Annotated in this window: 12 protein-coding genes; 6 read left to right on the top strand and 6 right to left on the bottom strand. The window is 29.5% G+C overall.

Translation table 11 applies throughout. The features are described 5' to 3' along the window. Positions 1–105: 105 nt before the first annotated feature. Positions 106–1,281 (bottom strand): class I SAM-dependent rRNA methyltransferase, encoded by a 1,176-nt coding sequence (locus EG57_RS0217250; RefSeq protein WP_032078398.1) that lies wholly within the window; start codon positions 1,279–1,281, stop codon positions 106–108. A 159-nt stretch (positions 1,282–1,440) separates the two neighbouring features. Between EG57_RS0217250 and abc-f the strand changes: the two genes are divergently transcribed. Next, positions 1,441–2,997 (top strand): ribosomal protection-like ABC-F family protein, encoded by a 1,557-nt coding sequence (gene abc-f / locus EG57_RS0217245; RefSeq protein ID WP_032078397.1) that lies wholly within the window; start codon positions 1,441–1,443, stop codon positions 2,995–2,997. 83 nt (positions 2,998–3,080) lie between these two features. Here the strand turns inward: abc-f and EG57_RS0217240 are convergent, their stop codons facing one another. Further along, a complete protein-coding gene (locus EG57_RS0217240) occupies positions 3,081–3,482 on the bottom strand; it encodes a hypothetical protein (RefSeq protein WP_032078396.1) in 402 nt (133 codons plus the stop codon). Positions 3,483–3,687: 205 nt separating this feature from the next. On the opposite strand from EG57_RS0217240, the gene EG57_RS0217235 reads away from it, so the two are divergent. Beyond that, a complete protein-coding gene (locus tag EG57_RS0217235; RefSeq protein WP_052037990.1) occupies positions 3,688–4,011 on the top strand; it encodes a hypothetical protein in 324 nt (107 codons plus the stop codon). 58 nt (positions 4,012–4,069) lie between these two features. Here the strand turns inward: EG57_RS0217235 and EG57_RS0217230 are convergent, their stop codons facing one another. The 4 genes from EG57_RS0217230 to murC form a co-directional block, all read right to left on the bottom strand. Further along, positions 4,070–4,723, bottom strand: coding sequence for an HAD family hydrolase (locus EG57_RS0217230; protein ID WP_032078395.1), 654 nt, complete (start codon positions 4,721–4,723; stop codon positions 4,070–4,072). Between the two features lie 124 nt (positions 4,724–4,847). Beyond that, positions 4,848–6,197, bottom strand: a complete 1,350-nt coding sequence (locus EG57_RS0217225; RefSeq protein ID WP_032078394.1) for a [Fe-Fe] hydrogenase large subunit C-terminal domain-containing protein — start codon at positions 6,195–6,197, stop codon at positions 4,848–4,850. A gap of 110 nt (positions 6,198–6,307) precedes the next feature. Then, on the bottom strand, positions 6,308–6,622 hold the full coding sequence (locus tag EG57_RS0217220; RefSeq protein ID WP_032078393.1) for a hypothetical protein: 315 nt from the start codon (positions 6,620–6,622) through the stop codon (positions 6,308–6,310). A gap of 68 nt (positions 6,623–6,690) precedes the next feature. Beyond that, on the bottom strand, positions 6,691–8,067 hold the full coding sequence (murC, locus tag EG57_RS0217215) for a UDP-N-acetylmuramate--L-alanine ligase (protein ID WP_032078392.1): 1,377 nt from the start codon (positions 8,065–8,067) through the stop codon (positions 6,691–6,693). A 248-nt stretch (positions 8,068–8,315) separates the two neighbouring features. Here murC and purR point away from each other — a divergent pair, with 248 nt between their 5' ends. The 4 genes from purR (at position 8,316) to EG57_RS0217195 (ending at position 12,029) form a co-directional block, all read left to right on the top strand. Then, positions 8,316–9,131 (top strand): pur operon repressor, encoded by an 816-nt coding sequence (gene purR, locus EG57_RS0217210; RefSeq protein ID WP_032078391.1) that lies wholly within the window; start codon positions 8,316–8,318, stop codon positions 9,129–9,131. A gap of 98 nt (positions 9,132–9,229) precedes the next feature. Next, the gene (spoVG, locus tag EG57_RS0217205; protein ID WP_032078390.1) at positions 9,230–9,520 is read left to right on the top strand and encodes a septation regulator SpoVG; all 291 of its coding nucleotides are present in this window, start codon (positions 9,230–9,232) and stop codon (positions 9,518–9,520) included. Positions 9,521–9,679: 159 nt separating this feature from the next. Then, the gene (gene glmU / locus EG57_RS0217200; protein ID WP_032078389.1) at positions 9,680–11,050 is read left to right on the top strand and encodes a bifunctional UDP-N-acetylglucosamine diphosphorylase/glucosamine-1-phosphate N-acetyltransferase GlmU; all 1,371 of its coding nucleotides are present in this window, start codon (positions 9,680–9,682) and stop codon (positions 11,048–11,050) included. Between the two features lie 19 nt (positions 11,051–11,069). Next, positions 11,070–12,029: a ribose-phosphate diphosphokinase gene (locus tag EG57_RS0217195; RefSeq protein WP_029161137.1), complete on the top strand. Its 960-nt coding sequence runs from the start codon at positions 11,070–11,072 to the stop codon at positions 12,027–12,029. Positions 12,030–12,111: the final 82 nt, after the last annotated feature.

The following is a 12,111-nucleotide window of genomic DNA, read 5'->3' as shown; positions in this document are numbered from 1 at the left end:
ATAAGGGTGTCCTCACATTTAGCCATGAGGACACCCTTATCATATATTACGGAATAAAAGTTAAAATCCAAACTTCTACTGTATACTTATTGTATGAACTTATTTTTATACAACTTGAAATATATAAAATTTTAAATAATAAGATTCGTCGGAATTCCAGAGTATTGGATGGTCTGAGGCTTGAGTCCTAAATTCAACTTGTCTTAACATTCTCCTTGCATCTTTTGCCGCATTTGCAATAGTATCTTTAAAAAGTTCAGGAGCCATAAAATGAGAACATGAACAAGTAACTAAAAAGCCACCTGATTTTACCATTTTGATACCCCTTAAATTAATTTCTTTATATCCTCTAACAGCGCTTTTTATAGTTGATCTTGATTTTGTGAAAGCAGGGGGATCAAGTATAACTACATCATATTGTCTTCCTTCATTTGCCCATTGGTGAAGAACATCAAAAGCGTTGTGACATTCGAATCTAACTGTGTCAGATAACTTATTAAGTGCAGCATTTTTAGATGCATCGTCTATAGCAAGTTGTGATATATCAATTCCTAAGACACTTTTAGCACCAGCAATACCTGCATTTAGAGCAAAAGAACCAGTATGAGTAAAGCAATCTAAAACATCAGCATCTTTACAAATTTTATGTATAGCCTGTCGATTTTCTTTTTGATCTAAAAAGAAACCTGTTTTTTGACCATTTTCGATATCAACATAATATTTAACGCCATTTTCAATAATTTTCAATGTAGTATCAAAAGGTTCTGTTAGGAATCCTTTTATTTGTTCCATGCCTTCAAGTTCACGAACTTTTACGTCACTTCTTTCGTAAACACCCTTTGCATCAAAATCTTCTTTGAGCAATTCAACTATAATAGATTTATATTTATCGATTCCAAGAGCTAAAGATTGAATAACATAATAATCTTTATATTTATCAATTATAAGACCAGGTACAAAGTCAGCTTCTCCAAATAGAAATCTGCAGCTTGAAGTGTCTATAATTTTTTTTCTATAAATCCAAGCATTGAATAGCTTTTTTCTAAAAAAGTCTTTATCTATTTCTTCATTTATGTCTCTAGTCATAATTCTTATTGTGATTTTTGATACATCATTTATATAACCTTTACCTATAAAGTTCCCCTTAAAATTGTATACTTCTACAATATCACCATTTTCATAGGTGCCTTCGTAACCTTCTATTTCTGTAGTATATATCCATGGGTGACCATTTTCGGCTTTTCTACCCATACCTTTATATAAATAAAACTTACAAGCCATCAACTTTTTACCTCCCTGATTTTGTTCCTTATGTAGTATACCACAACTGAAAAATTAATAATATACAAAAATGTAACTAAAAATCTTTTGACATAATACACAAGAATAAATTAAACTATTTCTATATGTTTAAATTCGAAAGATTTGAGGAGATGAAAAATGAGTATATTAACTGTTAAAAATTTAAGTCATGGTTTTGGAGATAGAGCCATATTTGAAGATGTATCATTTAGATTATTAAAGGGAGAACATGTAGGACTTATAGGAGCTAATGGAGAAGGTAAGTCAACATTTATGAATATAATTACAGGAAAGCTTATGCCTGATGAGGGAAATATAGAATGGTCCAATAGAGTTAGAGTTGGATATATGGACCAACATGTACAATTACAAAAAGGACACACAATAAGAGATGTATTAAAGCAAGCATTTGACTATCTTTTTGATCTTGAAAAAGAAATGATAGATATAACGGATAAGATGGGAGAAGCATCATCAGAAGAGTTGGAAAAACTTTTAGATCAAATGGGTACTATTCAGGACTTACTTGATAACAACGGATTTTATGTTATAGATGTAAAAGTTGAGGAAGTAGCAGGAGGACTTGGACTTAAAGATGTAGGTCTTGATAAAGATGTATCAGATTTAAGTGGTGGACAAAGAACAAAAGTATTACTTGCAAAATTACTACTTGAAAATCCAGATATATTGCTTTTAGACGAGCCTACAAATTACTTGGATGAACAGCATGTAGAATGGTTGAAAATATACTTACAAAATTATGAGAATGCATTTATTCTTATATCTCATGATATTCCTTTCTTAAACAGTGTAATAAATTTAATATATCATATGGAAAATAAGCAGCTTACAAGATATGTAGGAGATTATGATAATTTCATGAGAGTATATGAAGCAAATAAAAAACAATTGGAAGCAGCTTATGAAAGGCAGCAAAAGGAAATAGCAAAACTTGAAGATTTCGTAGCTAGAAATAAAGCAAGGGTAGCTACTACTGGAATGGCTAGAGCAAGGCAGAAAAAGTTAGATAAAATAGATAGAATAGAAATTGCTAAAGAAAAAGTAAAACCTGAATTTAACTTTAAAGCAGCTAGGGCTTCTGGAAAAGTTATATTTGAAACTACAGATTTAGTAATAGGTTATGAGGAACCTCTTTCAAAACCTTTAAATTTAAGAATGGAGAGAGGAGATAAGATAGCTTTAGTTGGAGCGAATGGATTAGGTAAAAGTACTTTGCTAAAAAGTTTATTAGGGCAGATAAAGTCTATATCAGGAGAAGCTGAGTTAGGAGATTATCAGTATATAGGATATTTTGAACAAGAGAGCAAGGAAGCAAATTATAATACTTGTATAGAAGAATTGTGGCAGGATTTTCCTTCATTCAGTCAATATGAGGTTAGAGCAGCTTTAGCTAAATGCGGACTTACAACTAAACATATAGAAAGTAAGATAATGGTTTTAAGTGGTGGAGAACAAGCAAAGGTAAGATTATGTAAAATTATAAACAGAGAAACTAATATATTAATATTAGACGAGCCTACAAACCATTTGGATGTAGATGCAAAGGAAGAATTAAAAAGAGCGCTAAAAGAATATAAAGGAAGTATTTTATTAGTATGTCATGAGCCAGAATTTTATAGAGATGTGGTTACTGATATATGGAATTGTGAAGAGTGGACAACTAAGATATATTAATTAGTAAATAGGTTAATTTTATGTAAATTTATAGATGCAGTGAGGAGTGTGTGGAATACTCCTCACTTATTTTTATCTTCAAGTCAGTTTACAGAAATGCTAATAAATCTGTCTTTTATCCAGCCTCTATTATTAATATTTCTATTACTTGCAATAGAAATTTCATACCACAATTCATTTTTAATTTTTACACTACATAGTATTTTTACGCTAGTATTTTTCGATAATGAGTTAAGTGTTGCTGAATTATCCATTGGACAAATGTATAATTCACAATTATCGTTAAGGAATGCTTCAGTAAAATTAGGGGTTATATATTGCACAATTAAGTTTGAATCTTTATTCAATTTTGCTTTTTTTGTTAAATTATTATTTTGTTGTTTTAGTAATATTATTTGTTTTTTCTGATTGTATATTTGATTAGTGAAATAATATGCCATAAATAAAGCTCCACCTACAAGAAGTATAAATAGTAAAAGTAACATGAAAAATACTCCTTTCAAAATTTATATACTAATATTATATTCAAAGGTTTAGTAAATCTGTACATAATATTTATTAGTAAAATCCATTCATTACATTTTTATGACTTCTTGATACAATTTGGTAAAATTTATGGAATATTTTATGATATAAATAAGTGAAATAAAATATCATTGTTGTTTAAATTTATAGTAAAGGAGTGATATTATGCAAATAGGTTTTTCAGCACAAAAGGGCACATCAGTTACCAATTTATACAATACTAGTGATAGAAGTAAAGAGCGTAATGCTGATATTGGAAAAACAAAAAAGAAAAGTGCCTTGGAACTACTAATGGAACAAAAATCAAAGTTACAAGATAGTAAAAATGCTATTATGGCAGAAGGAGTAAAAAATGGTGAAGATTCATTATCTATAAAACAAAAAACTGCAGATATTGATAAACAAATTGAAGAAGTTGATAAGCAAATCAGCAAGATTCAGATAGATGATAAGCAAAAAGCTCTTGGTAAAGATAAAATGATCATATAGGGAGTATTTTTATAAAAAAACTGTCGCACTAATTTTTTTGTGTGACAGTCGCTTAATTTTAGACAACTTTATTTAATTCATCATATTTACAAATATAAATATCTGCAGATTTAATTATATCTTTTTTCTGATATTCTGAATAAAGGTCATGGACACCTACTACTTTCATTCCTGCACTTTTAGCACCTTTCACAGCAGGTAGTATGTCTTCAAATACTACACATTGATCAGGTTTTAAGTTTAACTTTTGAGCAGCTAATAAGTATATATCAGGAAAATCTTTACCACGCTGAACTTCATCTGTAGTTATTATACAATCAAAAAAATTATAGATATTATTTTTTTTAAGAGCAGCATCTATAAGAAGAGTACAATTACTTGTAGCTAAAGCTATTTTTACATTTTTTGACTTTAATAATGACAAAAATTCTTTTGCGCCAGGTTTTAAAGTAACATCATGAGAATAATGATATAATGCCATATCATTCCATTCTTTTTGTATTTCCTCTATAGAGTTTGAAATATTAAACTTTTTTTGGAAATAACAAGCGACCTCTGCAAATCCCATATGTTCAATATCTTGCTTTAAATTTTTAGGAACAGTTAAATTTCTTTTAGCTAAATATTCCTCGTCAATTTTACTCCAAACCCACATAGAATCAATAAGTGTACCATCCATATCAAAAATAGCACCTTTAATATTTTTTAGCATACAATCACCTCGTATTTTAGTATAGCATACAGCATAATGAAAATACTATGAAATAAAAAAGGTTAAACTCATATTTTATTACAAGTTTAACCTTTTGATACAAATATTTTAATAGAATATTAAATTAATCAAAGTTTCTTTCAAATATTTCAATTTTATTTTTAGATTTAAAATCTTCAGCAGAATCAATTCCTATTTTTCTTAGTATATCTTTCATACAAGAACTGTCTACAGCTACTTTTATAGCAGAATTTTCAGCAAAAGAATTTACATGTTCTGTGCCTTTATCTTTAGGAATAATAGCCTTAGGGCCACCAACACAGCCACCTATACAGCCCATACCTTCTATAAAATTAGCATTTATTTGTCCAGATTGAGCTTTTTGGAGCATATCTTTACATTCTCTTACGCCATTAGATTGAACAGATTTAAATAATTTATATTTTTCAGGAAATAATCGTTCAGTAGCATCTGATACAGCAATTGAAACACCACCTGTACGCGCATAAAGTCTACCACCTTTTGATGCATATTCAGAAGATAGATCTTCTTCCATAGTTGAAGGATCTATATTTAATGCTTCAAAAATATCCTTTACTTCGGCAAAGGTAAGTACAAAATCTATATCTCCTAATAAGTCTTTTTCCTTGGCTTCGGCTTTTTTTGCTATACAAGGACCTATGAATACAACTTTGCAGTTTGAATTTAGCTTCTTTAAGACTCTACCAGAAGCGATCATAGGTGAAACAGAAGGAGAAACGTGCTTTACCAAGCTGCTATAGACACGTTTAAGCATACCTACCCACATAGGACAACAACAAGAAGTTATCATTAAGTCTTTTTCATTTTTTACATGATGGTTGAATTCTACAGCTTCTTTTAATGTAAGCATATCAGCGAAAAAAGCAACTTCTATCATATCTGTAAAACCAATTTTTTTAAAAGCAGCTCGTAATTGATTTATAGTAACATTTTCTCCAAATTGTCCAGAAATAGCAGGAGCCACTGCAGCTATAACAGGTGAATCACTTTTTAACAAATTTATCAAAGGAATAAATTCCACTTTGTCAAGGATTCCACCTGTAGGACAGGCTTCTACACAAAAACCACAATCTGTGCATCTATCTTTATCTATGTAAGTGCTTTTACTTTCTTTATCAACAAAAATAGCATTGAAAGGACATGAAGCTTGACAGAGAGGTTTTTCAGATGTTTTCACACAATCCATAGAACAATGTTTAATTTTATTAACTACTTTATGAGAGATTTCATAAGATACAATAGCCTTTTTTAAATCGCTAATAAAATCAGCACTATATGACACACTTGTTCCACAAAGTGAAGAAATAACTTTGCAAAGCTCTTCTTTATCTATCTCCTCTTCTGATAAAAGCTCTTTTACCTTTTCCTCAAAAGTATCATCATAGTAAGTGTTTACTATGGTTTTGAATAAGTTGCTATATTTTGCTTTCATATTATCATCTCCTTATAGATTCAATAAATAATATTCTAAGCAATATTATAACATATAATGTAAGTAATACTACAATTACTTACATTATACGACTAATAACTAAGATCAAATTAAAAATTTTTTTTACTATCTCCTTCACCTCTCGTTGGTACAGTAGACATAAAGAAGCCAACTAGTATTGATACTGCAGCAGGAGCTATTATATTTAGATAAGATATGAAACGGGTTTTATAGGATATATAAGCAACAATTGAAGTTAAAACCACTGTTGCGACAAAGATGTATATAACAAATTTAGCAAATGAACTAAAAATTTTTTCATATAATCTATGTCTTACAGGTCCGCTTATTAGACTCCTAAACAAAAAATAAGAAGCAAAAATCAAAATAATATCTACTGAAGCTGATATTAAAAAATTTTTCATATAAAAACACCTCCAACAGGTTATAAGTGTATTATTACCATGTTGAAGGATTTTACACATAATAAAAATTATTTAAGGTATATTTCGCCTATTTTAAATACATCTCCAGCACCAACAGTCAAAATAATATCTCCATTTTTTGCATTTTTATTTAAATAAGAAACGATTTCTTCAAAGCTGTGAAAATTAAAACATGCAGATTTTGTTTCTTTAATTTTATCTGCAAGCATAGAAGAACTTACTGCACCTGTATCTTTTTCCCTAGCAGCATATATGTCTGCTAAAATTAATTCATCAGTATCATTAAAAGCTTCAGTAAACTCTTTAAATAAGCTCAATGTTCTTGAATAAGTATGTGGTTGAAATACACAAAAAATTTTGTTATGTGGGTAATTTTTTGCAGCACTTAAGGTGGCTTTTATCTCAGTTGGATGATGTGCATAGTCATCTATAACTGTAATTCCATTCTTAACTCCTTTAATTTCAAATCTTCTGTGGGTTCCTTTAAAGCTTTCTAATCCTTTAGATATAAATTTTCTTGGGATATCAAGGCTTAATGATACACATATGCTTGCTAGTGCATTTAGAATGTTATGCTTACCAGGAACATTTAAGTTAACGGAAGTTATCATTTCATTTGCAGCATAAACATCAAAAGAAGCACAACCCTTTTCATCAAATTTTACATTTTTAGCTAAAACATTTCCGCTATTCAATCCATAGGTTAATACATTGCAGTCACATTCAGAAATTACCTTACTCATCCTTGGATCTTCGTCATAACATATCAGATAGCCGTTTCTAGGAATTAGTTTGGCAAATTTTATAAATGCATTTTGTATGTCATCTATATCTTTATAAAAATCTAAGTGATCTGCATCTATATTTAAAATTACCCCTATATAAGGGAAAAATTTAAGAAAAGATCCTTTATATTCGCAAGCTTCAGTTAAAAAATACTCGCTGTTGCCAGTGCGAACATTACCATTTATAGCATCTAATTGACCACCTACAAGTATAGTAGGGTCAAGATCTGCATTTAAAAATATATGTGATACCATAGAAGTTGTAGTAGTTTTGCCATGAGTTCCAGCTATAGCTACGTTGAATTTATGTCCTTTCATTAAGTGACCTAAAAATTCAGCACGACTCATTATTGGTATATTTAATTCTTTAGCCTTTAGTAATTCAGGATTATCTTTAGAAACAGCAGCAGTATAAACTACTAGATCTATATCTTCAGATATATTTTCTTTAACCTGTCCTATATTAATTAAACATCCGTTATTTGCTAATTTATTTGTTACTGGGGAAGCTTTTATATCAGAACCAGCTACTTTAAAGTTCTTTTCTAAAAGTATTTCGGCTAATCCGCTCATGCTTATTCCGCCTATACCTATAAAATATATTTTCTTATCTTTGTCTTTTATGAAATCAAATGACAATATAATCATCTCCTTAATAATTAACCTTATTTATTAATTATATACAAAAATAATAAGAAAAAACACAGTTAGTAAATTTTATTTTATGGAATTAATAAATAATTTATATAAAATAAAATTTTCTGTTGTATATCACTAAATATAATGGCATAGTATTGATTAAGTATAGCTTTTAGAATAAAATATGAATAATAGAATATATTTTTTAAAAAATATTCGTAAAATTTATATAGATAATAGGTGATATGATGGAAAAATTTAGTAGGAATCAAAGAGTTGCGGCTATAACTAAAGTGCTAATAGAAAATCCAAACAAGATAATAAACTTAAATCATTTTACAGAAATGTTTAATGCGGCTAAGTCAACAATAAGTGAAGATTTGGTAGTAGTAAAAGATACCTTAAATAAGCTTTCGATGGGTAGAATAGAGACTATATCTGGTGCAGCAGGTGGAGTAAAATATGTATGTGGATTATCTTATGAAAAAAGTAAGGAATTTGCTGAAAAACTATGTATTATTTTGAAAAATAGAGAAAGAATAATACCAGGGAATTTCTTGTATGTAACAGATATAATGTTTAATCCACAGATAATACATACAGCAGCTATAATACTTGCATCAGCCTTTAATGATAGGTGCGTAGACTATGTTGTTACAGTTGAAACTAAAGGAATACCGTTAGCCTACCAGGTAGCAAAAATGCTTGGGGTTCAGTTAGTTGTGGTTAGAAGAGAAACTAAGCTCACAGAGGGATCTACTTTAAGTATAAATTTTGTTTCAGGTTCAAGTGGTAGAATACAAAATATGTCATTATCCAAAAAAGCAATGAAGAAAGGAAGCAAGTGTGTATTTATAGATGATTTTATGAAGGCTGGAGGAACTGCTATGGGTATAGTTGATTTACTTAAGGAATTTGAGAGTGAGCTTTTAGGAATTGGAGTATTAATAGATAATGTAGAAACTCCTAAGAAATTAATTCATGATTACGTATCCATAGTAGATTTTGAGGGAAGTGATGAAAAAGGAGAAGCATTACTATTTCCTTCTAAAATGTTTAAATAGAAATTTGAAAAAATTTATTGATTTTTCAAAAAATAAGAAGGAAAATTATAAGTTATAGAGAATACTATATAAATAAGCATCTTGGAGGTGGATTTTATATGCAAATTACAGACGTTAGAGTAAGAAAAATTGCTGCTGAGGGTAAAATGAAAGCTATTGTTTCAGTAACCTTTGATAATGAATTCGTTGTTCACGATATAAAGGTTATAGAAGGTCAAAATGGGCTTTTTATAGCAATGCCAAGCAGAAAAACTCCTGATGGAGAATTTAAAGACATTGCACATCCAATCAATACTCAAACAAGAGAAAAAATACAAAAATCAATTTTAGACGAATACGAAAAAGTAAAAAGTGAAGAAACAGTTTCTGCCGAAAAAGCAGAAGAATAGTAAAAAGGAGTAGTTACTACTCCTTTTTATTATTGTAAATTTTACATAAAAATTCTGTATAAGGTTGAAAATAAATTTTATATAAAATATAATATTAGAGGATGTTTTATAATTATAAAGTAGAAAAATGTAATTTTATGACCATAAAGAGGTGTTAAAATGTATAAATGTGCTATAATATTAGCAGCTGGAGAAGGAAAAAGGATGAAATCTTCTTTTCCAAAGGTTATTCATAAAGTATGTGGAACAGAAATGGTAAATGTAGTAATAGATGTTATGAGAAATTCAGAAATAAATGAAGTAAATGTAGTAGTTGGAAAAGGTGCGGATAAGGTAAAAGAAGCTACTTCATCAAAAAATGTTATATATTCTTTTCAAGATAAGCAATTAGGTACAGGTCACGCAGTAATGTGTGCTGAGAAATTTTTGGAAGGAAAGAAAGGGACAGTGGCTATATTTACTGGAGATGCTCCTTTAATTACAGAAGATACTGTTAAGAAACTAGTTAGTTTTCATGAAGGTGGAAATTATAAAGCTACTATTTTAACATCTATAGTAGATGATCCTACTGGATATGGCAGAATAGTAAGAGAAAGAAATAATGACGTTTCTAAGATAGTAGAACATAAAGATTGTAATGAAGAAGAACTTAAAATTAATGAAATAAATTCAGCTATGTATTGCTTTGATATACAAGAATTACTCGAAAGTATTAAAAAGTTAAATAATAATAATGCACAAGGAGAATACTATTTAACAGATGTAATTGGAATTTTAAAGAATCAAGGAAAAAAGATAGGTGCGCTTCCTGTGCCGTTTGAAGAAACTATGGGAGTTAACTCTAGAATACAACTTGCAGATGCAGAAAAAGTTATGCGAAGACGAATAAATAGAAAACATATGGAAAATGGAGTTACTTTAATTGATCCTGATAATACATACATAGGTAAAGAAGTGCAAATAGGAAATGATACAATTATATATCCTGGTAATGTTTTACAAGGAAAAACAATTGTAAAAGAAGAATGTATATTATATTCAAATTCAAGAATAGAAGATAGTATTATAGAAAAAGGTGTAACTATTCAAAGCTCCGTAATATTAGAGAGTAAAGTTGGTGAGAGTACCACAGTTGGACCATTTGCATATATAAGACCGCTAACTGTTATAGGTAAATCAGCAAGAATAGGAGATTTTGTTGAAATTAAAAAATCTACTATAGGAGATAATACGAAGGTTTCACATTTAACTTATATTGGAGATGCAGAAGTTGGCAGTGGATGTAATTTTGGATGTGGAACTGTTGTAGTTAACTACGATGGAACAGCTAAGTATAAAACTATAATTGGAGATAATGCATTTATAGGTTGTAACACAAATTTAGTTTCTCCAGTTACAGTAAAAGATAACTCATATATAGCAGCAGGATCTACCATAACAAAAGAAGTTCCTGAGGGTGCTTTGGCAGTTGCAAGAGCTAGACAAAAGAACATAGAAGGTTGGGTAGAGAAAAAAGGGCTAAAGAAATAAATTTTAGGAGGATTATATAATGATAACCCATGGTAAGAACATTAAAATTTTTACAGGTACTTCTCATCCTGAATTAGCTAAAGACATTGCTAATATATTAGGACTATCTGTTGGAAGCGCAAAGGTTTCAACTTTTAGTGATGGTGAAATATCAGTAGATATTAACGAGACAGTAAGAGGAACAGACGTATTTGTAGTACAATCAACTAATAATCCAGTAAACAGTAACTTAATGGAACTTTTAATCATGATTGATGCATTTAAAAGAGCGTCTGCAGGAAGAATAACTGCAGTAGTGCCTTATTATGGTTATGCAAGACAAGATAGAAAAGCAAAGGCAAGAGATCCAATTACAGCAAAATTAGTAGCAGATATTTTAACTGCTGCAGGAGCTGACAGAGTATTAACTATGGATTTACATGCATCTCAAATCCAAGGATATTTTAATATACCACTAGATCATTTATTAGGAGCACCTATTCTAGCAAAATATTTTATACAAAAAGGATTTGCAGATAGAGAAGACATAGTTGTGGTTTCTCCAGACCTTGGAAGTGTAACAAGAGCTAGAAAATTTGCAGATAAATTACATGCACCAATAGCTATAATAGATAAAAGAAGACCAAAGGCTAACGTATCAGAAATAATGAACGTTATTGGTGATATAAAGGATAAAACTGTGATATTAATTGATGACATGATAGATACTGCAGGGACTATAACTAATGGAGCAAATGCCTTAGTAAAATTAGGAGCGAAAGAAGTATATGCTTGCTGTACACATGCTGTTTTATCAGGACCTGCTATAGACAGGATAAAAGAATCTGCTATAAAAGAGTTAGTAATGTTAAATACTATAAACTTATCACAAGATAAAATGTTAGATAAATTTAAGATTTTATCAGTAGCACCTGTATTTGCAGAAGCTATAAAGAGAATATATGAAGATATATCAGTAAGTAAGTTATTTGAAGACTAATAATTAATTAAAAAAGTATGTAGAATTATAATCTACATACTTTTTTAATATAGTAAATTATTTGTAACTTTTTTACGTATAT

Origin of the sequence: Clostridium drakei, from assembly GCF_000633595.2 — a bacterium.
Lineage (GTDB): Bacteria > Bacillota > Clostridia > Clostridiales > Clostridiaceae > Clostridium_AM > Clostridium_AM drakei.
The sequence above is the reverse complement of the archived record's forward strand: the minus strand, read 5'-3'. Positions and strand labels throughout refer to the sequence as shown.